Source organism: Dactylosporangium salmoneum, from assembly GCF_039532525.1.
Taxonomy (GTDB): domain Bacteria; phylum Actinomycetota; class Actinomycetes; order Mycobacteriales; family Micromonosporaceae; genus Dactylosporangium; species Dactylosporangium salmoneum.
The window spans coordinates 99,947-126,109 of record NZ_BAAARV010000032.1; the positions used below are offsets into that span (position 1 = coordinate 99,947).

At 69.5% G+C, this 26,163-nt stretch carries 24 protein-coding genes and 1 tRNA gene; 18 read left to right on the forward strand and 7 right to left on the reverse strand.

Annotation, left to right across the window (positions count from 1 at the left end):
• Positions 1-107: 107 nt before the first annotated feature.
• The gene (locus tag ABD352_RS21720; protein ID WP_344614271.1) at positions 108-527 is read right to left on the reverse strand and encodes a hypothetical protein; all 420 of its coding nucleotides are present in this window, start codon (positions 525-527) and stop codon (positions 108-110) included.
• 48 nt (positions 528-575) lie between these two features.
• A complete protein-coding gene (locus ABD352_RS21725) occupies positions 576-1,664 on the reverse strand; it encodes an HNH endonuclease (protein WP_344614272.1) in 1,089 nt (362 codons plus the stop codon).
• A gap of 429 nt (positions 1,665-2,093) precedes the next feature.
• On the opposite strand from ABD352_RS21725, the gene ABD352_RS21730 reads away from it, so the two are divergent.
• Entirely contained in the window at positions 2,094-5,537 is a 3,444-nt protein-coding gene (locus tag ABD352_RS21730) for an NACHT domain-containing protein (RefSeq protein ID WP_344614295.1), read from the forward strand.
• 204 nt (positions 5,538-5,741) lie between these two features.
• A complete protein-coding gene (locus ABD352_RS21735) occupies positions 5,742-6,476 on the forward strand; it encodes a site-specific integrase (RefSeq protein WP_344614273.1) in 735 nt (244 codons plus the stop codon).
• Positions 6,477-6,563: 87 nt separating this feature from the next.
• On the opposite strand, the gene ABD352_RS21740 is transcribed toward ABD352_RS21735, so the two are convergent.
• The 3 genes from ABD352_RS21740 to ABD352_RS21750 form a co-directional block, all read right to left on the reverse strand.
• Positions 6,564-6,636, reverse strand: a tRNA-Lys gene (locus ABD352_RS21740).
• 79 nt (positions 6,637-6,715) lie between these two features.
• The gene (locus ABD352_RS21745; RefSeq protein ID WP_344614274.1) at positions 6,716-6,865 is read right to left on the reverse strand and encodes a hypothetical protein; all 150 of its coding nucleotides are present in this window, start codon (positions 6,863-6,865) and stop codon (positions 6,716-6,718) included.
• 52 nt (positions 6,866-6,917) lie between these two features.
• A complete protein-coding gene (locus ABD352_RS21750) occupies positions 6,918-7,946 on the reverse strand; it encodes a LacI family DNA-binding transcriptional regulator (protein WP_344614275.1) in 1,029 nt (342 codons plus the stop codon).
• A 197-nt stretch (positions 7,947-8,143) separates the two neighbouring features.
• Between ABD352_RS21750 and ABD352_RS21755 the strand changes: the two genes are divergently transcribed.
• From ABD352_RS21755 to ABD352_RS21810, 12 genes are all read left to right on the forward strand, one after another.
• The gene (locus tag ABD352_RS21755) at positions 8,144-9,484 is read left to right on the forward strand and encodes an ABC transporter substrate-binding protein (protein WP_344614276.1); all 1,341 of its coding nucleotides are present in this window, start codon (positions 8,144-8,146) and stop codon (positions 9,482-9,484) included.
• A 70-nt stretch (positions 9,485-9,554) separates the two neighbouring features.
• Entirely contained in the window at positions 9,555-10,541 is a 987-nt protein-coding gene (locus tag ABD352_RS21760; protein ID WP_344614277.1) for a carbohydrate ABC transporter permease, read from the forward strand.
• On the forward strand, positions 10,538-11,467 hold the full coding sequence (locus ABD352_RS21765; RefSeq protein ID WP_425553588.1) for a carbohydrate ABC transporter permease: 930 nt from the start codon (positions 10,538-10,540) through the stop codon (positions 11,465-11,467). The genes ABD352_RS21760 and ABD352_RS21765 overlap by 4 nt, the downstream gene beginning before the upstream one ends.
• A complete protein-coding gene (locus ABD352_RS21770; RefSeq protein WP_344614278.1) occupies positions 11,464-13,080 on the forward strand; it encodes a glycoside hydrolase family 13 protein in 1,617 nt (538 codons plus the stop codon). Before ABD352_RS21765 ends, ABD352_RS21770 begins: the two co-directional genes overlap by 4 nt.
• A gap of 22 nt (positions 13,081-13,102) precedes the next feature.
• Positions 13,103-13,300, forward strand: coding sequence for a hypothetical protein (locus ABD352_RS21775; RefSeq protein WP_344614279.1), 198 nt, complete (start codon positions 13,103-13,105; stop codon positions 13,298-13,300).
• Between the two features lie 60 nt (positions 13,301-13,360).
• Entirely contained in the window at positions 13,361-13,723 is a 363-nt protein-coding gene (locus ABD352_RS21780; protein WP_344614280.1) for a response regulator, read from the forward strand.
• 184 nt (positions 13,724-13,907) lie between these two features.
• A complete protein-coding gene (locus tag ABD352_RS21785; RefSeq protein WP_344614281.1) occupies positions 13,908-14,915 on the forward strand; it encodes an MFS transporter in 1,008 nt (335 codons plus the stop codon).
• A gap of 114 nt (positions 14,916-15,029) precedes the next feature.
• Positions 15,030-15,221, forward strand: a complete 192-nt coding sequence (locus tag ABD352_RS21790; RefSeq protein WP_344614282.1) for a hypothetical protein — start codon at positions 15,030-15,032, stop codon at positions 15,219-15,221.
• 488 nt (positions 15,222-15,709) lie between these two features.
• On the forward strand, positions 15,710-16,417 hold the full coding sequence (locus ABD352_RS21795) for a phosphoribosyltransferase (RefSeq protein WP_344614283.1): 708 nt from the start codon (positions 15,710-15,712) through the stop codon (positions 16,415-16,417).
• 93 nt (positions 16,418-16,510) lie between these two features.
• Positions 16,511-17,287: an ATP-binding protein gene (locus tag ABD352_RS21800; RefSeq protein ID WP_344614284.1), complete on the forward strand. Its 777-nt coding sequence runs from the start codon at positions 16,511-16,513 to the stop codon at positions 17,285-17,287.
• Between the two features lie 108 nt (positions 17,288-17,395).
• On the forward strand, positions 17,396-18,538 hold the full coding sequence (locus ABD352_RS21805; protein WP_344614285.1) for a SigB/SigF/SigG family RNA polymerase sigma factor: 1,143 nt from the start codon (positions 17,396-17,398) through the stop codon (positions 18,536-18,538).
• Positions 18,539-18,588: 50 nt separating this feature from the next.
• Positions 18,589-19,308: a GAF and ANTAR domain-containing protein gene (locus ABD352_RS21810; RefSeq protein ID WP_344614286.1), complete on the forward strand. Its 720-nt coding sequence runs from the start codon at positions 18,589-18,591 to the stop codon at positions 19,306-19,308.
• 90 nt (positions 19,309-19,398) lie between these two features.
• Here the strand turns inward: ABD352_RS21810 and ABD352_RS21815 are convergent, their stop codons facing one another.
• A complete protein-coding gene (locus ABD352_RS21815; protein ID WP_344614287.1) occupies positions 19,399-21,048 on the reverse strand; it encodes a S8 family peptidase in 1,650 nt (549 codons plus the stop codon).
• Between the two features lie 459 nt (positions 21,049-21,507).
• Between ABD352_RS21815 and ABD352_RS21820 the strand changes: the two genes are divergently transcribed.
• On the forward strand, positions 21,508-21,987 hold the full coding sequence (locus ABD352_RS21820) for a phosphatase domain-containing protein (protein ID WP_344614288.1): 480 nt from the start codon (positions 21,508-21,510) through the stop codon (positions 21,985-21,987).
• On the opposite strand, the gene ABD352_RS21825 is transcribed toward ABD352_RS21820, so the two are convergent.
• Positions 21,984-24,203: a putative bifunctional diguanylate cyclase/phosphodiesterase gene (locus ABD352_RS21825; protein WP_344614289.1), complete on the reverse strand. Its 2,220-nt coding sequence runs from the start codon at positions 24,201-24,203 to the stop codon at positions 21,984-21,986. The two genes, ABD352_RS21820 and ABD352_RS21825, sit on opposite strands and share 4 nt — an antisense overlap.
• Before the next feature lie 123 nt (positions 24,204-24,326).
• On the opposite strand from ABD352_RS21825, the gene ABD352_RS21830 reads away from it, so the two are divergent.
• The 3 genes from ABD352_RS21830 to ABD352_RS21840 all read left to right on the forward strand — a co-directional run.
• Positions 24,327-24,803: a hypothetical protein gene (locus ABD352_RS21830; protein ID WP_344614290.1), complete on the forward strand. Its 477-nt coding sequence runs from the start codon at positions 24,327-24,329 to the stop codon at positions 24,801-24,803.
• Between the two features lie 7 nt (positions 24,804-24,810).
• Positions 24,811-25,527 (forward strand): sortase, encoded by a 717-nt coding sequence (locus ABD352_RS21835; RefSeq protein ID WP_344614291.1) that lies wholly within the window; start codon positions 24,811-24,813, stop codon positions 25,525-25,527.
• Positions 25,528-25,705: 178 nt separating this feature from the next.
• Positions 25,706-26,163: Hpt domain-containing protein (locus tag ABD352_RS21840; protein WP_344614292.1), on the forward strand; the 458-nt coding region annotated here is incomplete at its 3' end.

Genomic DNA, 26,163 nt, shown 5'->3' on the forward strand with positions numbered 1-26,163 from the left:
GGACCGGGTTGGGCTCGGTCCGGTAGGTTGCTGTACTCCGCTGCTGTACGCGCCGACGACGACGCTGTTGCGCATGTTGCTGCATGCCCGTCGTGATCGCCTTCGGGTTAACCGTTGACGGTCGGTGAGACGTCCCTTAGCCGAAATAGGGAGAGATCAAACCCCGACTGGCTCAGGCTGCTTGTTATGGACGCACCGTCGGCGTCGTGAAAGGCCACCGAATCCACGTGCTCGTTGGACAGGAATGCACCTTCGACCGGGTAGCTGTCGGGGGACTGCTTGATCCGTTGGGATAATACCCGCGCCAAGTACTGAGCAAGGCTCGTCCGGGTGCCGGTGCCCGCACCCCCTACTGAGACTCCCAACTCGGTTGCGATCTGCGGATGTGCCCTGTTCACCTTGATCGCAAGCTGGTACGCACTCAAATACGGCCGACCGAAATGATGCCCAGCGGGATTGTTCAGATGGACCTCACCCAGCGCTTCGAGTACCGCAGCCTCGACCGCCTGCTGTTCCCAGATGGACATGGGCATGAGAATGCTCGCCTTCGCTTCTGCCGTCAACCGAACGAATGGCTATTGCCCGCGTTGGCGTTCAATCAGGGAGACGAGCTCGCCGGGGGTCAGCCAGGGCGACGTCCTGTGGATCATCCGGTGGCAGTTGGAGCACAGCAAAATAAGGTCCTCTGGGCGGGTGCGCGTTGGGCCGCTGACGTGCAGGGGCGTGCGGTGGTGACACTCAATGTAGTCGGCGCCGCGCTCGCCGTAGGTCTTCTGAAAGTCGAACCCGCACGCCTCACAAGCGACAGTGGCGTGGCGCCGCTTGTACGCCTCGATCACCTTCCGGCGCAGCTTCGGATCACGTTCCCTGCGAAGGTGCAGCCGTTCAAGCACTCGCCCTTCGTCGGCGCTGAGTCCATCCAGGTCCAGATCTGCTACATCTGCCGGGTCCGCCGCCTCGTCCAAGGTGGCTTGCCGGATCGCGGTCGCCTGCTGCGCCATCTCTGTCGGCCGCTCCAGAAATGCCATGAGTACTGCCCGGTCGTGCTGTCCGCCGTTGGTCGGCTTACCGGTGTAGTCCGGGTGCTGGGTAGCGATATCGGCCGTCTTGCGGGCTACGCCGTTGGTGTTGCGAAAGTCAGGCCCGCGCTCCTCCACCGGGTGCGCCCTGTAGAGCTGCAACAGTTCGGACAGCTCTGCCACTCGAGGGTCGGTGGGAGTTACCCAGCGCCACCCGTTGTCACGCACGAGCTCGCAGGCGAGAACGACTTCGTCCCATGTCCAGGGCGGGTTTTGGTGGGTTCGCGTCACGAAGCCCAGCCGTCGAAGGTGGTGGACAACGCTCGCCTCGCCGCCGGTGAAGTCGCCGCCCCGCAAAAGTTGGCCCTGGCTGACACCGTGGGCGTATCCCATGATCGCTTTGGAGTCGTACTGCCGGCCATTGACCTCTAGGAAGTACGTCCGGGCGGTCCCGAAGCCGTACTTGTCGAGGAACTCCTCCCGGCCGAGCCGGTCAAACTCTTCCACCGCGGCAAGGACATCAGCCCGCGTCACATCAGCAAGGCGCATATACAAGATCGTATGGGCCGGGTGCAACATGAAGTCCGGCCGGGACGCTGGCCAGGACTTCTTCTCCCGAGCGAACGGGGTGTCGGGCAGGCCCACGAACCCGCGCCTTGCTCGTGGAGCGACCGGAGGCGGGGGCGACCGTTGTTGTGTGCAGCGGTTGCTGTCATCGTCGCTGTCGGCTGAGCTAGCTAGTCGCGTTCAACGTTGGACCTGGCGCCTTACTCTGCGCCTGGGGCAATCGCGCCCCGCTCGATGGCTCGCCAGTAGAGCTGCTCTGCTTCCTGAGGCACACCAGGGGTGACGGTCCGCGTTCCGTGCTCGGGTGTGTGTCGCGCCATTGCTCCCTCCGGACCCCAGTGGCCAAGGCCCGCAGCACTGCGCCGTTAGGTCCGACATTCAACGCCAAATGTGCCGTGCTGATGGGTCGGGTTGACGATATTCGGTAGTTGCCCGACTTCGATAGGCTCCTGCGACACCTGGTAGTGGTGGGGCGATAGGAGCAAGAGGGTGTCCGGCGTGAAGAAGATGCTCGGATTGGCTCTGGTCATAGTCGGTATCCCTACCGCCGCTGTCGCCGCTTCGTGGAGGACGTTCGTTTCCGAACATCCGAAACTGGCGGCCGCGCTCGTGTTGGCGTGGCTGCTAGCGATTGCGGTGGTCGCTCTGGTCCGCCGGGTGGCGGCGAAGCCGATCGATCAGCGTTTGGACCAGCTCGGCAACGCGATGAATCTAGCGGTCGGCCGGCGGGTGTCACGCTACGGGCGACGCTGGCGCGCTTATGTGCTGACCTCGCTTCGGCTCGTCGAGGCGAAAGGGCTGGCGACTGTCGGCCCGCACACCCCAGAACTCGACGACATCTTCGTGGATCTTGGGTTGGTGGCGCGCGCGCCGCACCAGGTTCCTGGCGGGGTGCTCGCCGATGCGGCCGGCGACGGCTCCCATCGTCGCTCGATTCACGACCTGATTGACCACGTCGAGCCCGCCCGATTGGCGGTGCTGGGCGCCCCGGGCAGCGGCAAGACGACGCTAATGCGCCATGTGGCCTGCCAAGCCGCCCGAATCTCACGCCGCAGACGTAGGCAGATGCCGATCTTGTTGACGCTGCGCGATTACTCGGCGCAACTTGCGGCGGATCCACCCGCGTCCCTGCCACAGCTGATTCGCCAGAGCCTGCCCGGATTCGACGTCGCCGAGCCACCAGGGTGGTGGGAGCGGCAGCTGCAGGATGGCCGGTGCTTGGTGCTGCTCGACGGGCTGGACGAGGTCGCGGAGGACGCCGCCCGGCGCAATGTCAGCTACTGGATCGAGCGGCAGATCGCGATGTTTCCTGGCAATGACTATGTGGTCACCTCCCGCCCGCAGGGCTACGCCCTGGCGCCGGTCATGGTCGCTGACGTGTTGCAGGTGCAACCGTTTACCGACGAGCAAGTACGCCAGTTTCTACACGGCTGGTACGCCGTGGATGCCCAGCGGTCCGTAGGTCGGGACGGTCGCGATGTCCAGGCTCGTGCAAGGGAAGGTGCCGATGACTTGCTGAGCCGGCTAGCACGCGCGCCCCAACTGTTCGAACTGACCGTCAACCCGCTGCTGCTGACGATGATCGCTAATGTTCACCGCTATCGGGGGGCGCTGCCGGGCGGCCGCGCCGACCTCTACGGCGAGATCTGTCAGGTGATGCTATGGCGCCGACAAGAGGCGAAGCGCCTTGACACCGGCCTGCCCGGGACCAGCAAAGAGCGGGTGCTGGCGGAGTTGGCGTTCACGATGATGCGCCAACGAGTACGTGACCTCGCCCTGGGGGCGATTCTGAGGACGGTCGCGCCGATTTTGGCGCGGTTCTCGCAGGATGTGACCAGCGAAACGTTTCTGGCCGACATAGCGTCTAACGGCTTGTTGGTTGAGCGCGAACGGGGGGTGTATGCATTCGCTCACCACACGTTCGGTGAGTACTTGGCTGCCAAGCACATCCGTGACGCCGGCCAGGTCCAAGTGCTCGTCGAAGCCGTCGATGAGGTGTGGTGGCGGGAGTCGACGTTGCTATACGTGGCAGGTAGTGACGCGGACCCGATTGTGCGGGCCTGCTTGGACAAGGGTACCGTAACCGCACTGGCGCTGGCTTTCGACTGTTTGGACAGCGGTGCTGAAATCGCGACAGATCTCCGGGAACGCCTGCGTCAGGTGATGGCCGAAGCGTTTAACGACAACGTCGACTCAGACCGTCGCCGCCTAGTGGCTGGCGTACTGGGGACTCGTCATCTGCAACACCTGGTTAGCACCACAGCTGGCACCCGCGTCTGTCCCGAACCAATCAATTCAGATCTTTACTGGTTGTTCATGCGGGACACCGGAACGCCTTCCCCGGATAACCCCACGAGGCTCACGCCCCAGCCTGCACGCGCGGTAACCGGCGCTCGGGGTCGAGACGCAGCTGCCTTCGCCGACTGGCTGAATACAGTCGCGGCCGGCGCTACCAATGGTGCGTACCGCCTGCCGACTCGCCTGGAAGTAGAGGATCTTGCCGCGCGTCTTCGCCGCGAATCACCGCATCACGACACTCTTAAGTCCGGCGTCTGGATATCCGGCGGCGAAACCTATGCCATGCCCAGCTTGTGGATACCCGATGGAGAGCCAGAGCCGTTTAACGTGACCGGCTCAGACCTCGCCGCTGCTGTCACCGCTGATTTTACTATGCAACCGGATCTGCTGAACGAGGCATCTCTCGTTACCTGCATCGCGGCGCTATCTACCATTTTGGTATATATCCATTATCCCAAACTCGACCTAGAACTCTCCCAAGTTGCCTTGGATTTCGCCCGTAGGCGCGCCGGCGACTCCCTTCGCGAACTTCACCGGGAAATCGACCTCGGCCGCGGCCGCGACCGAGATCTAGCCCGCACCTTTGACCTCGTCGTTGACCTCATCGGCAGCCTCTCCTCCATCGCCGATCGCACTCTCTGCGGCGACTCCGACTCTGACCTCCCGTTCGGGCGCGATTTCGTCCGCTTCATCGGGCACGAGTTTGGCCGGGCTCGCGATGTCGCCTTCGCCCGCTCCCGCGCCCGCGACGCCCGGGACGGCGCTTTTGCCAACAATCGTCCCGGCGCCCGCGACCTGGACCTCGACCTCGTCCGTGCCCGCGATCGTGACGCTGCCCGCGACGGTGCCCGTGCTCGTGTCCGCAGCCTCGCCCGCGACCTCGCCCGCGACCTCGCCCTCGTCCGTGCCCGCGCCGCCCGGACCTCCGGCAGCGCCATCGACGCCCGTGATCTCGCGAGCGACGTCTCCCACGGCGGTGTCGCTCTCGCTGTCGCTCTCGCACGCGCTCGTGAGATCGACCTTGTACTCGGACTCGTCCGCGGCCGCAACTTCACCCGCACCCGCGGCGCCTACGGCTACAACCCCGGGTTTGCCGTCAACCTCGGCCGGGTTCTTGACCACGACCTCGCGCTTGAACTCCTCCTCGGCCCGGACCGAGACTACGACCGCGACCTGACCGTGAGTATTGGGGTAATCCTGGCCCACTTCGGTGTGTCGCCTCAGGACAGGATTACGGCTCGTCCGGTCGACGAGAGTGGGGTTCGAGCGCTCGCAAATACCTTGGTGCATAGCGCTGGAATTGCCCAAACACACGTCATTTCGGTCAACTTCGATTTTCTCGCGACTGCAGTACACCGGGCGTGTGCGGAATTGGCTGTTGTCACCAAGGCGCAAGGGCTCTCGATCGCCAACGTCCTGGCTGGACGCCTTGCGGATGCTGCCGAGTCGATCTTCGGTCGCAGTCGAGCCCTAGCGGTTGGTGATGCGATGGTCATCAGGCTGGCAGCCCTCACGTTGGCGGCAGAAGCCAACCGTCACCACTTGGCATCCACGGCTCACATCTTCAGGGCCGTAGCCGCCGGTATTACTTTGTTTGAACGCCGTGCTACCGGCCAGGCGCCTATGGACAAGATCATTATTGCTCGCGTCTAACTAGCATGTCACCCGTTCGCAGATGGGGGGCAGTTGCGTGTATCTCGCGGTTGGTCGTCGCTTGCTTCAAGGCCCGCATTGCAACAGGCGGATCATTAGGGACGACCTTGGTGAGCCTTTCGCAGTCTTGACGGCGTTGCCAGCAATATATTGGTTAACATCTTGTCCCCGAACCGCGATCCTTGCAAGGAGCAGGTCCACGCGGTGCTGCGCTCGATGCTCAGCCACGCGATGCGGGAAGAGGTGGTAAGTCGGAACGTCGCCCGCCTGGTCCAGGTGGCGGCTCCCGACCCGGAAGAGATTCAGCCTTGGACTGACGGCGAGGCTCGGCAATTCCTGAACGCCGCTCGCGAGCACCGCTGGTATGCCTTGTTCGCGATGGCGTTGGGAACTGGCCTGCGGAAGGCGGAATTGCTCGGCCTGCGGTGGGCGGATATCGACCTGGACCGGCGGCAGCTGCGTGTCACGCAAACGCTCCAGCGAGTTCGGGGGCAGGGCGTGATCGCTGGCCCGCCCAAATCGCGGTCTTCCCGGCGGTCGATCACCATGCCGGATCTCGTCGTGCGAGCCTTGCGGCGGCATCGGGCGATTCAACGAGCCGAACGCGAGGCGGCGGGTACCGACTGGCACGACACCGGCCTCGTATTCACTACCGCTACCGGTCGCCACGTCGAGGCGCGCAATCTCAGCACGACCTACGAACGGCTGATCAGACGGGCAGAGATCCGGCCGATTCGGTTTCACGATCTGCGGCACACCTGCGCGACGCTACTGCTACTGGCCGGCGTCTCACCCCGTGTGGTGATGGAGATTTTGGGTCACTCGCAGATCGCTGTGACCATGAACACCTACGGTCACGTCCTGCCTGCGATGCAACAGGAGGCTGCCGGCCGGATGGACGATGCGCTGGGTGGGTCGGGGGAGTCGGCCGCTAACTGACTGGGTTGCTGTCGCCGTTGCTGTCAGAGGTCTTTAGAAATCGATCAGGGCGTCTACCCGATGGGTAAACGCCCTGATCATTGTCTGTACGCCGCGTAGGACTTGAACCTACAACCCGCAGATTAAGAGTCTGCTGCTCTGCCAGTTGAGCTAGCGGCGCCCGGCTGAACGGAGGTAACCCTAGCACGGCCGCGGGGGGCCGCAAAAACGAGATACCCCCGTCCAGAACGTGGTCCGCGTTACTCCTCGTCGTCCTCCCAGAAGAAGTCGGTCTTGGAGGCCTGGTCCGGGTCCTCCTCGAGAAGGTCCGAGTCCGGTCCGGCGAGCTCGTCCATCTCGTCGTCGGGCTGGTCCCAGTTCATGGGCGACTTCGGCATCTCGGCTGTCATGGCATACCCCCGTGGGTCACCGGATCGTGGTTCGAAAACTTGCGAACGCGACCTACCCGGGCCCGGCGGTCCTAACCGCGACCGGCCAGGTGGACGCGCGCAGCACCAGGGTGGTGGGCATGAGCAACTCCTCCGGGGTCCAGGCGCCGGCGGTCATGGCCCGGCGCAGCATGCCGGCGGCCAGGACGCCCTGTTCGAACACGCGCTGGCGGACGGTCGTCAGATCCAGCAAGGCGCTCAGTTCGTGGTCGTCGAAGCCGATGACCGATACGTGACGTCCAGTACGGCGCAGCGCGCTCAGGGCGCCGAAGGCGAGTTCGTCCGATTCGGCGAAGACGGCGGTGGGTGGGTCGGCGAGGGTGAGCAGGCGACGCATGGCCTGCTCGCCGCCGTCCATGCCGTGCGGTACCGAGATGACGAGCTCCTCGGCGATCGGGATGCCGGCGCCGGTGAGGGTGTCGACGTACGCGCGCCGCCGGGCGTGGGCGACCGGCAGGAACATGCTCTGGTCGTTGAACGTCGAGATCATGCCGATGCGGCGGTGGCCCAGGGCCAGGAGGTGCTGCACGGCGGCCGAGGCGGCGGCCACGTCGTCGATGCGGACGCAGCCCGCGCCGGGCACGTTGTGGCCTACCGCGACGATCGGCACGCCGAGTGAGCGCAGGTCCGAGATCTCCGCGTCGGTGAACTGCATGGCGACCGTGAGCACCGCGTCGACGCGCCGGCGCAGCGGCAGGGCGCCGAAGAAGCGCTGGCGGGACGGGATGTCGCCGATGTTGTACAGCAGCAGGTCGAGCGAGTGCTCGCGCAGCACCGACTCGGCGCCGGCCACGATCTGGCCGAAGAACCACCGGGAGGCGTACGGCACGATGACGCCGACGGTGTGGGTCCGCCCGCTGGCCAGGCGCGAGGCGATCGGTGAGACGACATACGACAGCGACGCCGCTGCCTGCAGCACGCGGTCGCGCGTCTCTTCGGAGACGTTGGGCAGCCCGCGGAGGGTCCGGGACACGGTCGCGGTCGACACTCCCGCGAGCCGGGCAACGTCCTCCATGCTGACGGGCGGTGGAACGTCAGCCACACGCGGAAGGCTAGGCAACGCGACGGGCAACGGCAATATGTCCGCCGTGTTGCTAACTCGTTATCGATGAAAGCGCCCGAAGGGCTCGACAAACCAACCTTGCAAACGCTTACATCCAGGAACACAGGCACACCCCACACGCCGGGTACGCGGGTTGAGGTTCGCCGCGGACCGGGTATAGCCAAAGGAGGCTAACCATGGCCGTCCTCTCGAGGCGGCGTCGGGCGTTCACGCTCGCCGGTGTGGCCGCGTTGGCCCTCGCCGCATCCGCCTGCGGCAGTGGCGACAGCGGCTCCGGCTCCAGCAACGCCGACAAGCCCGAGTGCGCGCCGTTCGCGCAGTACAAGGTCGACAAGACCAAGCACGTCTCCATCTACGCCACGATCCGTGACACCGAGGCCGACAAGCTCGAGCAGTCGTGGAAGCAGTTCTCGGACTGCACCAATATCAAGATCGACTACGAGGGGTCCGGCGAGTTCGAGACCCAGATCAAGGTCCGCTCCGACGGTGGTCAGCCGCCGGACATCGCGATCTTCCCGCAGCCGGGCCTGCTCGGCTCGTTCGCCAAGACGAACAAGCTCAAGGAGCTGCCGGCTCCGGTCAAGGCCAACCTCGACAAGAACTGGTCGAAGGACTGGGCGAAGTACACCACGGTCGACGGCAAGGTCTACGGCGTGCCGCTGGGCGCGAACGTGAAGTCCCTGGTGTGGTACAGCCCGGGCCTGTTCAAGGAGAAGGGCTGGAAGGTCCCGACCACCTGGGACGAGATGATCAAGCTCTCCGACGACATCGCGGCGAGCGGCATCCAGGCGTGGTGCGCGGGCATCGAGTCCGGTGACGCCACCGGCTGGCCGGCCACCGACTGGATCGAGGACATCGTCCTTCGCGACCAGGGCCCGGACGTGTACGACCAGTGGGTCAACCACACGATCCCGTTCAACGACCCGAAGATCTTCTCGGCCGCCGAACGCGCCGCGTCGATCCTCAAGAACCCGAAGTACGTCGGCAACCCCAAGACCATCGTGACCACCTCCTTCCAGGAGGCCGGCCTGCCGGTCAAGGACAAGAAGTGCGGCATGCACCGCCAGGCCAACTTCTACTCCAACCAGTGGCCGAAGGGCACGAACGTCGGCCCGGACGGTGACGTCTACGCGTTCTACTTCCCGCCGGTGGACCCGTCCAAGGGCAAGCCGGTCCTCATGGCTGGCGAGTTCGTCTCGGCGTTCTCGGACCGCGACGAGGTCGTGAAGGTGCAGACCTACCTCTCGTCGGGCGAGTGGGCCAACAGCAAGGCCAAGCTCGGCGACTGGATCTCGGCCAACAAGAGCCTCGACGTGAGCCTGGTCCAGGGCACGATCGACAAGCTCTCGGTGCAGATCCTGCAGGACCCGGCCACCGTGGCCCGGTTCGACGGCTCGGACCAGATGCCCGCTCAGGTCGGCTCGAAGTCCTTCTGGACCGGCATGACCGACTGGATCAACGGCACCAAGGACACCAAGCAGACGCTGGACTACATCGAAAGCACCTGGCCCAAGTAGTGAGCTGAGGTCTGGGTCCGGCGCCAACAGCACCACGGCGCCGGACCCGCCTGGTCGGAGGACACCCCCTATGGATTACGACTTCTCCGAAGACGTCGCCAAAATCTGGCCGGCGCTCATGTTCATCGGCGGCTTCATCGTGGTCGTCGGCGCGCTGCTGTTCGTGCTCGACTTCCTGCCCCGGTGGGGCAAGCACAAGGAGCGCCTCCAGGCGATGGGCTTCCTCGGCCCGGCGCTCGTCCTGCTCTGCCTCGGGCTGGTCTATCCGCTCGTGCGCACGGTGTACCTGTCGTTCTTCGACGCCGACGGCAAGGCGTTCATCGGCGTGGAGAACTACAGCTGGATCTTCACCAACGACGACACGCTGCTGATGCTGCGCAACACGCTCCTGTGGGTGGTGTGCGTGCCGCTGCTGTCGACCGGCTTCGGCCTGCTCTACGCGGTCCTGGTGGACCGGGCCCGCGGCGAGGTCGTGTCGAAGTCGCTGATCTTCATGCCGATGGCCATCTCCCTCGTCGGCGCGTCGATCATCTGGAAGTTCGTCTACGCCTACCGGGACCCGGGTGTCGAGCAGATCGGCCTGCTCAACCAGATCCTGGTCTGGCTGGGTGGCACGCCGCAGCAGTTCCTGACCACGTCGCCGTGGAACACCATGTTCATGATCGTGATGATGATCTGGATCCAGGCCGGTTTCGCCATGGTCATCCTCTCGGCCGCCATCAAGGCGATCCCAGCCGAGATCGTCGAGGCCGCCAAGCTCGACGGGGCCAACCCGTGGCAGATGTTCTGGCGCGTGACCATGCCGAGCATCCGCCCCGCGGTCGTGGTCGTGACCGTCACCATCACCATCGCCACGCTGAAGGTCTTCGACATCGTCCGGACCTCCACCGGTGGCCAGTTCAAGAGCAGCGTGCTCGCGTTCGAGATGTACACGCAGGCGTTCCGCTCCTACGACGACGGCAAGGGCTCCGCGCTCGCCGTCCTGCTCTTCGTCCTGGTCATCCCGGTCGTCGTGTACCAGGCCCGGCAACTGCGGCACCGAACGGAGAGCCGATGAGCAGCACCGTAAGCACCGACGCGCCCAAGGCCGGCCCGCTGGCCCGCTCGGACGACGGCACCATGGCGTCCCGCGTCCGGCGCCGGCTGACGTCGCGGGTGGCCAGTGTGATCTCGATCATCATCGCGCTCATCTGGACGATCCCGACCTTCGGCCTGTTCGTCTCGTCGCTGCGGCCCGAGGAGGACATCAAGACCACCGGCTGGTGGACGTTCTTCGCGCACCCGAAGCTGACCCTGGACAACTACAACGAGGTCGTCTTCGGCACCAGCGCCACGTCGGGCCGGCTGGCCAGCTACTTCATCAACTCGCTGGTCATCACCGTGCCGGCCGTGCTGTTCTCGGTCACGCTGGCGGCGATGGCGGCGTACGCGCTGTCGCAGCTGAACTTCCGCGGCCGTGACTGGATCTTCATCGGCGTCTTCGCGCTGCAGATCGTGCCGCTGCAGATGGCGCTCATCCCGCTGCTGAAGCTGCTCAACAGCTACACCAGTCTGGGTGGCGGCTTCTTCGCGGTCTGGTTCGCGCATACATGCTTCGGCCTGCCGCTGGGTATCTTCCTGTTGCACAACTTCATGGTGGAACTACCCAAGGACCTTTTCGAGGCGGCCCGGGTCGACGGCGCGGGCCCGGCGACGACGTTCTGGCGGATCGTGCTGCCGCTCATCACGCCGGCGCTGGCGTCGCTGACCATCTTCCAGTTCCTGTGGATCTGGAACGACCTGCTCGTGGCCCTTGTGTTCACGTCGGGGCAGGGCAACCGCCCGCTGACGGTGCGGCTCGCCGAGCTCGCCGGCACCCGGGGTAACGACTGGCAGCGGCTGACCTCCGGCGCATTCGTGTCGATGATCATTCCGCTGGTCGTGTTCCTGTCCCTGCAACGCTATTTCGTACGCGGCCTGCTGGCCGGTGGAGTCAAGGGGTGAGTCAACTGCTCTGGTGGCGCGATGCCGTGATCTATCAGGTCTACCCGCGCTCGTTCGCAGACGCGGACGGCGACGGGATGGGTGACCTGCGCGGCATCGCGTCGCGCCTCGACCACCTGGTCGAGCTGGGCGTCGATGCCCTGTGGATGTCGCCCTTCTACCGTTCGCCGCAGCACGACGCCGGGTACGACGTCGCGGACTACCGCGACGTCGACCCGCTGTTCGGCACCCTGGCCGACTTCGACGCCCTCGTGGCCGCGGCCAAGCAGCGCGGCCTGCGCGTGATCGTCGACCTGGTGCCCAACCACACCTCCACCGAGCACGAGTGGTTCAAGGAGGCGCTCGCCGACGGCCCCGGCAGTCCGGCCCGCGACCGGTACCACTTCTACAAGGGCCTCGGCTCCGACGGCGAGCTGCCGCCCAACGGCTGGCAGAGCGTCTTCGGCGGCTCGGCCTGGACCCGCGTGCCCGACGGCGAGTGGTACCTGCACCTGTTCGACACCAGCCAGCCCGACCTCAACTGGGACCTGCCCGAGGTGCGGGCCATGTTCGAGGACGTGCTGCGCTTCTGGCTGGACCGCGGCGTCGACGGCTTCCGCGTCGACGTGGCCCACGGCCTGATCAAGGAGAGCGGCCTGCCGGACTGGACCGCCGCCCAGGTGCCGATCACCAGCCCCGGCGCCGAGCACCGCACCCCGCCGATGTGGGACCAGGACGGGGTGCACGAGGTGTACCGCTCGTGGCGGCGCATCCTCGACAGCTACCCCGGCGACCGCATGATGGTCGGCGAGGCGTGGGTGGCGCCGGCGGAGCGGCTCGCGCGGTACGTGCGGCCGGACGAGATGAACCAGGCGTTCAACTTCGACTACCTCATGGCCCCGTGGACCGCCGCGAACCAGCGTGAGGCGATCGAGTCCAGCCTGGCCGGGGTGGCCCCGGTCGGCGCGATCTGCACCTGGGTGCTGTCCAACCACGACGTGGTCCGGCACGCGAGCCGGCTCGGCTACGAGCCCGGCTACTCCACCCAGGGCGGCATCGGCGAGGGCGACCCGCAGCCGGACGAGGCCCTCGGCCTGCGCCGGGCCCGGGCGGCCACGCTGCTCATGCTGTCGCTGCCCGGCTCGGCGTACCTGTACCAGGGCGAGGAACTCGGCCTGCCGGAGCACACCACGCTGCCGGACGCCGCGCGGCAGGACCCGACGTGGTTCCGCTCCAACCACGAGGTGCGCGGCCGCGACGGCTGCCGGGTGCCGATCCCGTGGGAGGCGGACGCGCCGGGGTACGGCTTCGGCCCGAGCGGCAAGGCCTGGCTGCCCCAGCCGTCGGACTGGGCCCGCTTCGCCGCCGACCGCGAGCGCGGGGTGCCGGGGTCGACCATGTCGATGTACACCGAGGCGCTGCGCCTGCGGCGGACGCACGGGCTGGGTCGCGGTACCGTCGCCTGGAACGACGCCACCGACACGCTCGACTTCCGCAACGGCCCGGTCCGGGTGATCGTCAACTTCGGCCAGGTCCCCGCCCCGCTCCCGCCGGGCGAGGTCCTGCTGGCCAGCGGCAACCTGGCCGCGGACGGCAGCCTGCCGCCGGACACCACGGCCTGGCTGCGGGCGTGACAGCCCCGGTTACCGTCGAGGGATGAGCGCACTCATCGCGTTGGTCTACAGCTACCTCAGCCCGGCGGCGCTGGACACCCTCGACGCCGGGCTCGAGCTCGACCGCCGTCGCCGCAGCTACGGCGGCGGGCTGATCGGCGGCTGCTGCTGCGCCGTGGTGGTGATCATCGCCGTCGTCGTCATCCTGCTCGTGAGGCGCCGGCGCCGCCCGCGGGCTTGATTTCGCCGCGCTCCTACCGATTGGGGGATTGCACCCCCTCGGGAAGGGAACCATGCGGCCATGGCGCGAGTCCTGCTCATCGACGACGACGCGGAGATCCGCGAGACCACCGCCATCAGGCTGCAGATCGGCGGCCATCACGTGATATCCGCCGCCACCCCACAGGAGGCCCTGTCGGTGGCGGCGGATCATCCGCGCTTCGACGTGGCCGTGCTGGACCTGCATCTGCCCCGGGCGGACGGTGACGAACTGCTCGACCTGCTGCGGCACAACAGCGCGACGGCCGATCTACCGGTGGTGTTCTACAGCGCGAATGCCCCGCACGCCACGTCCGTGCACGGCCTTTCCCTGGCCGATCCGCACCTGACAAAAGGCCGTTCGCTGAACAGCCTTCTCGCCACCATCAGCTGTCTCTCGCATTAGCCTTTTATGGACTCCGGCCCGCGTAACCAGGGGCCGTTGCTCCCGTCAGACAACGGGAGGCCCTGGGGGGCCTCCCTGCCGGGTCCGCGTTGCCAAGGACAGTTCGCCGGCCAGACGGTCGAGAATGGCGCTCAGCCCGAGGTCGAATCGCGCGGTGAACTGTCCGGCGACGAGTTCGCCGGCAATGGCGGCGAGGTCGGGATACTGCTTTCTGGGAAGCGCCGCCAGGAATGACTCGCGCGACCTCGGCGGCGGCCTGGCCGGCCTGCAGTGGGTGGTGAACGCGTACACGATCGCCATGGCCGCCATCCAGCTCACCGCCGGCGCGCTGGCCGACCGATTCGGCCGGCGGCGGCTGTTCCTGGCCGCGGTCGTCGCCTTCGCCCTGGCCTCGCTGGCCTGCGGCGTGGCCCCGACGGTGCCCGCCCTGGTGGCCGCCCGGGTCGCCCAGGGCCTCGCCGGCGCCGCGATCTTCGCCACCACCCTCGCCCTCATCGGCGAGACGTACGCCGGCCCGGCCCGCGGCACCGCGTTCGCCGTGCGCGGCACCACGGCCGGCATCGCCGTCGTCCTCGGCCCGGTCGTCGGCGGCCTGCTGACCGACGCCCTGGGCTGGCGCTGGATCTTCCTGCTCAACCTGCCCGTGGCCGCCGCCGCCCTCCTGATCGGCTGGAGGAGCCTGCCTGGGCGGGAGCGCCTGGAGTCCGGCCGCCGGATCGACGTGGCCGGGCCGATTCTCTGGGCCGCCGCCCTTGTCGGCCTCGTCTACGGCCTGCTGAGCAGCGCCACCAGGGGCTGGACCGACCCGCTGGTCCTCGGCGGCCTGCTCTCGGGTGTCCTGCTGCTGGGCGTCTTCCTGTTCGTGGAGAGCCGGCTCGACGCCCCCATGCTCGACCTGCGGATGTTCGCCGACCGAAGGTTCGTCGGCACCCAGCTCGGCTCCTTCGCGGTGCAGGCCGGCATCTTCGGCCTGCTCGTCTACTTCTCGGTGTACCTCCAGGACCACCTCGGCAAGAGCGTCATCGCGGCCGGCCTGTCGTTCCTGCCGATCGTGGTGCCGATCATGCTCGCCGGCGCGGCGGTCGGCCCCTTCCTCGACCGCCTCCCGCCCCGCCTGACCGTGGGTGCCGCGCTCGTCCTGATCGGCGCCGGCCTGCTGCTGATGCTCGGCGTCACCGCCCGCACCGGCTGATCCCACCTCGTCCCCGGCCTGATCCTCGCCGGCGCGGGCTGCGGTATCGGCCTGCCCGCCCTCGGCTCCCTGGCGGTCGACGTCCCGCCGCCCCGGGCCGGCATCGCCTCGGGCGTGAACAACACCGCCCTGCAGCTCGGCCTGGCGGTGGGCATCGCGGCTTGCGGCGCGGTCCTCGGCGCCTTCCCGTCAACGGAGGAGGGCTTCGCCGACGGCCTCAACCACCTGATCGCGATTGGCGCCGTGACGGCCCTCGCCGGCGCTGCCGCGACGACGGCCCTCCTCGGCGCCCGCCGCCACAGTTGACCGGGGCGACGATAAGTCGGGCGCTGGCGCGCCACGACTTATCGGATTTATACCCCGACAGGCCTTAAGTCCGATATGCCACGACTGACGGTGCCGAGCGTCCGGCATGCCGGACTTAGGCGAAACCGCAGCGCACGCCGCCCGACAGGCGAAAAATCGGTTATGTCCGGATGCGTCAGCATCCGGACATAACCGCAAAGCCCGAGCCCGGCAGGTGTACGCATCGTCACAGGAAGCGCACGCGGCGCATCTGCCGCGATGGTTGGGCGAGCCGGTGGATCACCCCGACCGGAGTAGCGGAAAGTGGAGTTTTCCCAGCTCAGGCGGGGGTAGGCTTCGCACCGGGCGCGGCGCCGCGGCAGAGTGGCGACAGGAATGGGCGCTTCGGGCGCACCGGAACACCGCGCCGACCGAAGGGGGTGTCCGCTTGATGCGGATCGATTTGCGGATCGCGTGCAGCGCGCAGCGCCGGATGGAGGAGTATCGCCATGTGGCCGCCTGAACACGAGCGATTCGCGGACCGTACGGCCGCGGGGCGCATGCTCGGCACCGCCATCGCGCAGCATCTGCAGCAGATCGCGCCCGAGACCACAGCGGAGGGCCGGGCGCCGCTCGTGCTGGGGCTGCCCAAGGGGGGCGTGCCGGTCGGCGTCGCCGTGGCCGAGACCATCGGGGCCGAATTCGACCTGGTCATCTCGCGCAAGATCGGGCTGCCGTGGCAGTCGGACCAGGGGGTCGGCGCGATCGCCGAGAACGGGCCGGCGGTCTTCGACCTGAGCGCGGTCGCCGCAGTAGGGCTCACCGTGCACGACCTCTCGCCGGCCGTCCAGCGCGAGCGCGTGGAGCTGCGCCGGCGCCAGGAGCGCTACCGCGGATCCCGGCCCGCCCCGGACGTCGCCGGGCGCGTGGTGGTGGTCGTGGACGACGGGCTGGCCACGGGCGTGACCGCGCGAGCCGCGGCCCGGGCGCTGCTGGCCGGGAAGCCGGCCCACCTGGTCTTCGCCGCGCCGGTGTGCGCGGCCGAGTCGGTCGACCTGCTCGCCGCTGACGTCGACGCGGTGATCGACATCCACAGCCCGCGCGAGTTCTTCGCCCTCGGGCTCTACTACAGCGACTTCGCCCCACTGACCGACAATCACGTGCTGCAAATGTGCACGCGGATGTGGGACACCCACAAGATACCGACCCCAGTGTAAATACCCGCACCGCACCGACCGCGATCCCGGCGCCCCCACAAGGGCCCGGGATTGCGGTGTTTATAACGCCGCGGGTGGGTAGAGCATCACCCCATGAGGGCGGAAGACCTGCGAGCCCGCGTCGAGCGCCGGGGTGACGCCACCGTCGTGCGCCTCGACGGTGTGCTCGACGTGGACAGCTCGCCGTCGCTGCGGTCGGCGGTGCTGGCCTGCCTGGCCGCCGAGCCGTCCATGATCGTGCTGGACGTCGCCGACCTGCGCCACCGCGACGACGTGGCGCTGACCGTGCTCCCGGCGCTCGCCCAGCACGCCGCGGCCTGGCCGGGCAGCGCGATGACCCTCGCCGCCGCGCCTCCGCAGCTCGCCTCGGCGCTGGACCGGATGGCGGTCGCCCGGCTCGTCCCGGTCTTCCCGACCACGGACGCCGCCCTGGCCAGTGCGGGCACGGGACGTACCGCCACGGCCAGACACGAGCCGGCGGAGCGAATGCGCCTCACGCTGCAGCCGATGCTCGACGCCACCGCCGCGGCCCGGCATCTCGTCGGGCGGGCCTGCTCGCGCTGGGGCGTGGAGCGGGTCCGCGACGTCGCCGAGCTGGTCGTGACCGAGCTGGTCAGCAACGTCCTGCGGCACGCCGGGACCGAGATGGAGGTCGGCGTGGCCCGGGACCGGCGCCTGCTGCACATCTCCGTGCGTGACCACGCTTCCGGCCAGCCCCGCCTCGGCGGCAAGCCCGTCACCGAATGCGAAAAGGGCGGCGAATTGCGCGAGGACGGCCGCGGACTGCTGGTGGTGAGTGCCCTCACCCGGGCGTGGGGGTGTACCCCGGTGCCCGACGGAAAAGTTGTATGGGCGACATTGCGCATTTAAAAAGCTCACCCGCGAACTCATCCTTTCGCTTTGTAATTGCGCGGGAAATGGTGCGTACAGTGATCCGGAAAGCAAATCCGCCTGAGCAGATTAGGGGGAGTCTCCGCCATGGAGACAATGCCTACGGATTCGGTACCTGCACTGGACACCTGGCGGAATGGGGACGACGAGGTCCTTCGCCCCTGGGGAATCCTCGATTATTCGGCGAGCGTCGGCCTGCGGGTCGCGCTGTCGCGGCGCCTCGACGCCGGGCAGCTCAAGCTCACCGTGGACCTGTCCCGGCTGCGCCTGCTGGACTGCGCCGCGGCGGACACGCTGCTGCGGGCCCAGAACGAGGCCCAGGAGCGAGGCGGTGCCCTGCGCGCACCCGGCGCGAGTGACCTCGTCCTCGACGTCCTGGAGATCATCGGCGCCGCGAAGCAGCTGCGGGCGTACGACGACCCGCCACCCGGCGCCCCGCCGGTGCGCGAGGAGGAGGCGGAGGACGCTGAGCCGCCGAGCCAGTGGACCACGGTCAACGAGCTGCTGCGCCAGGCGGCCGCGATGGACCGCGGCGACCCGCGCCGGGGCGCCCTGCGCGACCGGGCGGTGGCGCACAGCCTGCCGCTGGCCGACCGTCTGGCCCGCCGGTTCCACGGCATGGGGGAGTCGCCCGCCGACCTGAGCCAGGTGGCCGCGCTCGGCCTGATGAAGGCGATCGAGGGCTTCGACCCGGACTACGGCACCGACTTCGGCGGCTACGCCACGCCGACGATCGTGGGGGAGCTGAAGCGGTACTTCCGCGACAAGGGCTGGGGCGTGCACGTTCCCCGCCGGCTGCAGGAGCTGCGCATCGAGATCAACCGGGTGCGCGACGCGCTCGGCCAGCGGCTCGGTCGCTCGCCCACCCCGAAGGACGTCGCGGAGCACCTCGGCATCGACGAGGAGCAGGTGCTCGAGGCGTTGGTGGCCTCCTCGGCGTACCGCCCGGTGTCGCTCTTCGCCCCTCTCGGCGGCGACGACGACGCCGGCACCCTGGCCGACGTGCTCGGCGACGACGACCGCGACATCGACGGCGTCGAGTTCCGGCAGGCGATCAAGCCGCTGATCGCCCGGCTGCCCGAGCGCGAGCGGCGGATTCTGTCGCTGCGCTTCTACGGCAACCGCACCCAGGCCCAGATCGCCGCCGACCTGGGCATATCCCAGATGCACGTTTCCCGGCTGCTGAGCCGGACCCTCGACGGACTGAGGCGGGCGCTACTCGACGGTTGAGAGCTCGGCCTGACGGGTAGTAGGTCCCCCGGCCTGATGAAGGGGGAGCCGTGACAGACCTCCACACCGTGGAGATCGCCGCCGTACTGCGCCAGCTCACCGCCCGGCTCATCGCGAGCGACGACCTCGACGAGGCACTGGAGGATCTCGTCGAGACCGCCGCCGACCTGGTTGACGGCGCGTCGTGGTGCGCGGTCACCCTCGTCCGCTCGGGTGGCCCGTCCACCGCGGCGGCGTCCTCGGGCCTGCCGGACTCGCTGCTCGACATGCAGTACGACAGCGGCAGTGGCCCCTCGATGGAGGCCATCCGCACGCGGGACCTGATCCTGGCCGACGACCTGGCCGCCGACGACCGCTGGCCGCAGTGGCGCACGCGCGCGCTGGCCGCTGGCGTGAAGGCGGTCCTCGCGGTGGCGGTGGACATCGACGAGCAGGTGATCGGGGCGTTGACCGTCTACTCGGCCGAGCCCGGCCGCTTCACCACCGACGTAGGCCTGGCCGCCATGCTGGTCGCCGAGCACGCCGGCCTGCTGCTCTCGGCCGTCCTGGACCGCGGCCGCCGGGCCGGCGCCCACGCGGAGCTGCGCGAGGCCCTGGTCGACGGCGAGACCGTGAACCGGGCCGTCGGCATCATGATGGTCCAGCGTGCGTGCTCGGCGAACGCGGCCCTGGACGTGTTGCGCAGCACGGCCCAACGCCTGGATCTGCCATTGACGACGGTGGCTGCACGCCTGGTGCAGACGGTGGAGCGCCGGGCCACTCCCGACTGATTGCCGATATACCGGCCTTCGATAAGTGGGGCTATAACGGCGAAATGTCCGGACTCGAAGTGCCCGGACATTTCGGCGTGGCCCGTGCGATCAGAGGGTGAGCGTCCAGGAGTCCAGGTGGCCGGTGTTGCCCTTGTACGAGTCGGTCACCCGCAGCTTCCAGGTGCCGTTGCGCAGCCGGTTGGCCAGGTTCACGGTATACACGCCGTTGAGGTTGGCCGCGTTGTCGCGCTTGTTGGCCGCCTTCAGCCGCTTGACCGCGCCGTTCGGGGCGATCAGCTCGACGACCAGGTCGCCGCGCTTCGCGTGGGCCACGTGTACCTCGACCTTGGCGGCGGCGGAGGCCTTGCCGGGGCAGGCGGTCACCGCGACGGCGCTCGTGGCCGAGCGGCGGTCCGGGATGGCGACGTCGGTGCCGTTGGTCCTGACGTTGCAGGGAGCCGCGGCCGGGGTGGTGGCGGGGGTGGTGGCCGGGGTGGTCGTGGCCGGAACGGTGGCCGGGGTGGTCGTGGCCGGGACGGTGGCGACGGGGGCCTTCTCCTGCACCGGGGCGGCGGCCGAGGAGACGGCCTGCAGCAGGCGGTTCGGGGAGCCGGAGCCGGCGTTCGCGACGGCGCCGTTGGCCGCGGCGCCGACGAGGGCGTCGCGCACCTGGCCCGGGCTCGCCTGGGGGTTGGACGCCAGGTACAGCGCGGCGGCCCCGGCCACGTGCGGGGTGGCCATCGACGTGCCGCTCATGACCTTGGTCGCGGTGTCGCCGGCGGTGCCGGCGCTGAGGATGGCGACGCCCGGGGCGAAGATGTCCAGGCACGAGCCGTAGTTGGAGAACGAGGCGCGCTGGTCGTTGCTGTCCGTGGCGCCGACCGTGATCGCCTCCGCGGTGCGGGCCGGGGAGACGTTGCACGCGTCGATGTTGGCGTTGCCGGCGGCCAGCGCGTAGGTCACGCCCGACGCGATCGAGTTGCGCACGGCCTGGTCGAGCGATCCGTCCGCGTCGCCGCCGAGGCTCATGTTGACTACGGCGGGCTTCTGGGCGTTGGCCGTGATCCAGTCGATGCCGGCGATGATCCCGGAGTACGACCCGGAGCCCTCGCAGTTCAGGACGCGCACGCCGACCAGGGAGACGCCCTTGGCCACGCCGTAGGTGGCCCCGCCGATGGTGCCGGCGACGTGGGTGCCGTGCCCGTGGCAGTCGCTCGCGTCGGTGTCGTTGTCCACGAAGTCGTACCCCGAGCGGGCCCGTCCGCCGAACTCCGAGTGCGTCATGCGGATGCCGGTGTCGAGCACGTAGGCGGTGACACCCGCCCCGGTGTTGTTGTAGGTGTAGCGGCCGTCCAGCGGCCGGTTCGCCTGGTCGATGCGGTCCAGCCCCCACGGCGCGCCGGCCTCGGTCTCGGCCACGCCGACGGTCTTGTCCTGCTGCACGTAGTCGACGAGCGGGTCGGCGGCCAGGCGGCGCGCGGCCCCCTCGGACAGCTGTGCCGAGAAGCCCTTGAGGGTCTGGCCGAAGGAGCGGCGCACCTGCCCGCCGAAGCGCCCGGCCAGTCGGCTGGCGGTGGCGGCGGTCGTGTCGGCGGCGACGGAGTCCTTGAAGACGACGATGTACCGGCCGTGGATCGCCCCGGCGTCGTTCGCCCCGAGGATCTCTCCCTCGGGCGCGGCGAGGGCGGGCGTGCCGGCCCCGGCGAGCCCGGCGGTCGCGACGGCCGCGATGAGCGTGGCGCGGAGGGATTGGCGCATCGGTCGGGGCTCCTCGGGGGTCGGTAGCGCGGGATCGCTGACCGTTCCAGACTCCGTAGCGCGCGGTGCGCCGCCGGTTCGCCGACCGTTGCCAGCGGGTTGCTCGCGCGCCGAGGCGGGTGTGCGGAGCGTGGAGGCGCCCGGTGCGCCGCCGGTTCGAGCGGGTTGCTCGCGCGCCGAGGCGGGTGTGCGGAGCGTGGAGGCGCCCGGTGCGCCGCCGGTTCGCCGACCGTTGCCAGCGGGTTGCTCGCGCGCCGAGGCGCGCGAGCCGAGCGTGGATGCGCCTGGGACCGCGGGTCCCGCCGCGTTGCGTCCCGGTATCCTCGCCGATTTGCCCCGAATTGTCGAAATCGAGGCTCGACAATTCGGACTCATGGCCTGGCGGGGTATAAATCCGATAAGTCGTGGCGCGCCAGCGCCCGACTTATCGCGCCCGAAGGGCCTGGAAGACTAGGGCGCATGGAGGCGTCGCTGGCCGTGTTCGACATCGATGGGGTCGTCGCCGACGTGCGGCACCGGCTCAAGTACCTCGAGCGCCGGCCCAAGGACTGGGGCCGCTTCTTCGCCGCCGCCGACCGCGACCCCGTGCTGCAGGAGGGCGTGCGGCTGGCCAAGGAGTACGCCGACAGCCACGTCCTCGTCTGGCTCACCGGCAGGCCCGAGTACCTGCGCGAGGTCACTGCCGGGTGGCTGCGCGACGCCGGCCTCCCCGCCGAGCTGCTGTTCATGCGCCCGGCCAACGATCGGCGGCCGGCCCGCGACTTCAAGGCCCGGCAGCTGGCCCGGATCGCGGGGGAGTCGCCGATCGAGGTCGTGGTCGACGACGACCCGGCGGTGGTGGAGCGGCTGCGTGGCCTCGGCTACCCGGTGCGCCTCGCCGACTGGGTGCCGCACTCCTCGACCCTGCAGCAGGCCCAGGAGCGCGAGGGGCGGACCTAGGCGGCCAAGGCGGCGGCGCGTTCCGACAGCAGGGCGGCCAGGCTCGGGGCCGGCAGCGGGCGGGCGAAGAGGAAGCCCTGGGCCAGGCCGCAATCCAGCTCGCGCAGCACGCCGGCCTGGCCGGTGGTCTCCACGCCCTCGGCGACCGGCTGGAGGTACATGCTGCGGGCCAGCTCCACCACGGCGCGGAAGAGGGCCTTGTCCTGGCGCTCCTCGATGCGGGAGACGAACGCGCGGTCGATCTTCAGCACGTCGATGGGCAGGGTGCGCAGGTAGGCCAGGGACGAGTAGCCCGTGCCGAAGTCGTCGATGGCGATGCGGATGCCGAACGCGCGCAGGCGGGCCAGGCGGCGGCTCACCTCGGCGGTCTGCTCGATCGAGGCGGTCACCAGGACCGTCTCGGTGATCTCCAGTACCAGGGCGGCCCCCGGCAGGCCCGTGCGCTTGAGCACGGCCAGGACCTCGTCGGCGAACTGCGGGTTGCGCAGCTGGCGGCCCGAGACGTTCACGGTGACGGAGATGCCGTGCTCATCGTGCCAGGCCTTGGCGTCGGTGCAGGCCTGCTCCAGCACCCAGGCGCCGAGGCGGCCGATGAGGCCGGTCTCCTCGGCGACCGGGACGAAGACGGCCGGCGACACCGAGGTCCCGTCGGGGGCGGTGAAGCGCAGCAGGGCCTCGACGGCGGTGATCCGGTTGGTGTGCACGTCGACGACCGGCTGGTAGTGCATGGCGAAGCCGGTGCCGGCCTCGACCGCGGCGCGCAGCCGGTCGGCCAGCACGGTGTGGGCGACGTGGGCCTCGCGCAGGCCGGGGTGGTAGCGCACGGCCCGGTTGCGCCCGGCCTCCTTGGCGGCGTAGAGCGCGATGTCCGCGCTCTGCAGCGCCTCGCCCGTGCTCGCCGGGGTGCCGGCGTAGACCCCGATGCTGGCGCTGATGCGCTGTTCGCGGCCGGCCACGCGGTACGGCTGCCCCAGCTCCACCACGAGCGCCGCCGAGAGCTCGTCGAGCGCGGCCGGCGGGCAGATGACCGCGAACTCGTCGCCGCCGAGGCGGGCCAGCAGGGAGGCCCGGGACGAGCCGGCGGTACGGCGCAGCCGCTCGGCGGCGGTCAGCAGCAGCTCGTCGCCGGCCGGGTGCCCGAGGGTGTCGTTGACGTCCTTGAAGCCGTCGAGGTCGATGATGAGCAGGCCGACCTCGCCGCTGGCGTCGATGCCGGTCTGCAGGCTGCTGCGGAACAGCTCGCGGTTGGCGAGGCCGGTGAGCACGTCGTGCTGGGCGCGGAAGGCGAGTTCCTGCTGCAGCCGCACCCGGTCGCGCAGGGCCCGGCCGAGGCGCAGCACCATCGCCACCATGAGGGCGGCGGTGAGGATGGTGGGCACGAGCGCGTGCTGCCAGGAGTTCGTGCCCGGGCGCAGGAACAGGTCGACGACGACCACGCAGGGACCGAGCAGGGACAGGGCGATGAAGCCGGCGATCGGGGTACCGCGGTCCTCGCCGATGACCCGGGGCCGGTTGGCCACCGTGCCGACATCCGGGTGCAGCAGCGCGGCGGCGAGCAGGAACGTCCAGGTGAGCCAGCCGGCGGAGGTGGCGAAGCTGCGCACCGCGGAGCCGTGGCCGACGATCAGGATCGCGCTGTAGCTCACGTCGGTGACCAGCATCGCCGTGGCCGAGCCGACGGTGAGCAGCGCGGCGGCGCCCGGGCGCACGGCGAAGGCGAGCCGCAGCAGCAGCGCGACGAGCAACATCTGGCAGATCGCGAGGGTGGTGATGCCGATCGTGGTCATGCGGTTCAGGTCGCTGCGGTGCAACAGGGGGTACAGCACCAGGACCCACGTCAGCTGCGCGATCCCCAGCATCACGATGACCGCGTCCATGAGCCGCGTCGAGGTCCACGGGCGCAGCCGCTGGGCGATGAGCCACAGCCCGGCGCCGGTCAGGGGGTAGCAGAACATGTAGCCGGACTGGAAGGCCTCCGGCGCGCCGGGCACCAGCGTGGTGACGACGGTGCTGGCCGCGGAGACGGAGACCCCGGCCACCAGCAGCCACCATGCGGCCGCGGGCTCGGGCCGGTGCCGGCGCAGCCCGGCGACCGCCGCGGCGATGCTGACGGCCAGCACCACCAGGTTGGGCAGCCCGTCACCGTCGGGGGAGAGCGTGGCGGCGACCGCCGACGCCACCACGGCGCTCACGAGAAACCACAGCCAGATTCGCACACACTCATTCACCGCGACGGCCGGTGCAGGCCGGTTGCGCAACGGGGTGCAAGGCGGATCAGCGCTGCCGGGCGGGGCACCGCTCCCGATGCGAAGGCGGGCCGCGCTGGGCCGCTCGGCGGCATGGTGGCCGGCCCGGAGCCGCTGTCGAAGGCGCCGGCCAACGGCTCGCTGATCGGGTCGACCGGCCGCATCGCCGACCTGAGCGCCAGCGGCGTGGTCGCCGCCATCGCGGGGCCGGCGGCGCTGCGCATCGCCGCCGCGGTGAGCGTGCCCGTCGCCTTCGTGCTGGGCAGCATCGGCCGCGACTGCCAGGTCACTATGGCCGCCATGAGCAGCGGTCCGCTGTCCGCCGGTCCGGCCGGATACGGTGCCCCGCCGACCGTCTTCGCCGGCGGGACCGTGCTCGGCGCGCTGGTCCACCTGTTCTCCCGCCGCCCGGCCCCGGCGGCGCACCGGGCGCCTCCACGCTCGGCACACCAGCCTCGGCGCGCGAGCAACCCGCTGGCAACGGTCGGCGAAGAGGTCGCCGCCCGGCCGAGGTCGCAGCCCGGCCGAGGCGGCCGAGGCCGCCGCGCGGGTCGCTTGATCCACTTATAGTGCATTCATGGGGAAATGCCAGGATCGGGTCGCCCGGGCGGTTCTGGCTTTGGCGGTACTCCTCCTGCTCGCCGGCCTGGCGACAGCCGGAACCGCGGCGTGGACCTGGTGGGGGCGCACCCGCGAGGTCCACGCCGCCCAGCAGCGGCTCTCCCGCCAGTGGCCGGCCGGCGTCGCCCAGCCGGCCGCCGGCGTGCCGGAAAGGGCGGGCCCGCGCCGCGCAGCCGTGCCCGCCCCAGCCCCGGTGACCATGCCCTTCGGCGCGCCCGCCGACGAGCCGCGCCCGGGCCCGGCCGTCCCGCTGGCCCGCCTGCACCTGCCGACGCTCGGCGTCGACCTCGTCGTGGTGGACGGCGCCGACGACGCCGCGCTGCGGCTCGGCCCCGGCCACATCCCCGGCACGGCCCCCATCGGCGCGGCCGGCAACACCGGCATCGCCGGCGCCCGCTACCCGGGCGTGTTCTGGGCGCTCAACCGGCTGCGCATCGGCGACCCGATGGTCCTGGAGACCCGCGACACCTGGTTCGTGTACCGCGTCGTCGAGGCCCGCGTGGTGCGCCCGGACGAGGCCGGCGTGCTCGGCCCGCCGCCGCCCGGGTCGAGCCCGCTGCTGACCCTGGTGACCTGCGAGCCGCGGCTGAGCACGGCCCGCCGGCTGATCCGCCAGGCCACCCTCGTGCGGCGCGACCCGCACGCCGGCCCGCGCCCGGCGGAACTGGCCTGACCGCCCGGCCTTTCCGCGGGGCGAGGCCGTTTACTCCGCGTAGTGGCGCGAGCGCCCAATCGCAACGAATCTTCTTTACCGGCCATCGCGAGTGCCGATTGTCCCAGTGGGTGCGAGCCGCGGGGTTCGTCCCGATGCGTGTCGTGTCCCCGTGCGGGGTCGAAAGGAGCGCCTGGCCGTGAGCGAGTTGGGTGACATTGTCCAGGAGTTCCTCGTGGAGTCCCACGAGAACCTCGACCAGCTGGACCGAGACCTGGTCGCGCTCGAGGCCCAGCCGGGCTCGCGCGAGCTGCTCTCCTCGATCTTCCGGACGATCCATACGATCAAGGGCACCTCGGGCTTCCTCGCGTTCAACCGCCTGGAGCGCGTGACGCACGTCGGCGAGTCGCTGCTGTCCCGGCTGCGCGACGGCGCCCAGGAGATGACCCCGGCCACCACCGACGCCCTGCTGCGCATGGTGGACACGGTCCGCGGCCTGCTCTCCGAGATCGAGGAGAACGGCCACGAGCTGCCGGGCGACGACTCCGAGGTGGTCGCGGCGGTCAACGCCTGCATCACCGACGACTCCGGCGCGGCCCCGGCCGCGAAGGCGCCAGCCGCGCCCGCTGCCCCCGCCGCCCCGGCCGCGCCCGGCTC

Coding starts and splice junctions, on each gene's coding strand:
- ABD352_RS21720 (WP_344614271.1), bottom strand. CDS start 527: ATGTCCATCTGGGAACAGCAGGCGGTCGAGGCTGCGGTACTCGAAGCG.
- ABD352_RS21835 (WP_344614291.1), top strand. CDS start 24,811: ATGGGGAAATGCCAGGATCGGGTCGCCCGGGCGGTTCTGGCTTTGGCG.
- ABD352_RS21730 (WP_344614295.1), top strand. CDS start 2,094: ATGCTCGGATTGGCTCTGGTCATAGTCGGTATCCCTACCGCCGCTGTC.
- ABD352_RS21830 (WP_344614290.1), top strand. CDS start 24,327: ATGGTGGCCGGCCCGGAGCCGCTGTCGAAGGCGCCGGCCAACGGCTCG.
- ABD352_RS21775 (WP_344614279.1), top strand. CDS start 13,103: ATGAGCGCACTCATCGCGTTGGTCTACAGCTACCTCAGCCCGGCGGCG.
- ABD352_RS21815 (WP_344614287.1), bottom strand. CDS start 21,048: ATGCGCCAATCCCTCCGCGCCACGCTCATCGCGGCCGTCGCGACCGCC.
- ABD352_RS21795 (WP_344614283.1), top strand. CDS start 15,710: ATGTGGCCGCCTGAACACGAGCGATTCGCGGACCGTACGGCCGCGGGG.
- ABD352_RS21745 (WP_344614274.1), bottom strand. CDS start 6,865: ATGACAGCCGAGATGCCGAAGTCGCCCATGAACTGGGACCAGCCCGAC.
- ABD352_RS21800 (WP_344614284.1), top strand. CDS start 16,511: ATGAGGGCGGAAGACCTGCGAGCCCGCGTCGAGCGCCGGGGTGACGCC.
- ABD352_RS21765 (WP_425553588.1), top strand. CDS start 10,538: ATGAGCAGCACCGTAAGCACCGACGCGCCCAAGGCCGGCCCGCTGGCC.
- ABD352_RS21820 (WP_344614288.1), top strand. CDS start 21,508: ATGGAGGCGTCGCTGGCCGTGTTCGACATCGATGGGGTCGTCGCCGAC.
- ABD352_RS21785 (WP_344614281.1), top strand. CDS start 13,908: ATGGCGGCGAGGTCGGGATACTGCTTTCTGGGAAGCGCCGCCAGGAAT.
- ABD352_RS21780 (WP_344614280.1), top strand. CDS start 13,361: ATGGCGCGAGTCCTGCTCATCGACGACGACGCGGAGATCCGCGAGACC.
- ABD352_RS21760 (WP_344614277.1), top strand. CDS start 9,555: ATGGATTACGACTTCTCCGAAGACGTCGCCAAAATCTGGCCGGCGCTC.
- ABD352_RS21805 (WP_344614285.1), top strand. CDS start 17,396: ATGGAGACAATGCCTACGGATTCGGTACCTGCACTGGACACCTGGCGG.
- ABD352_RS21755 (WP_344614276.1), top strand. CDS start 8,144: ATGGCCGTCCTCTCGAGGCGGCGTCGGGCGTTCACGCTCGCCGGTGTG.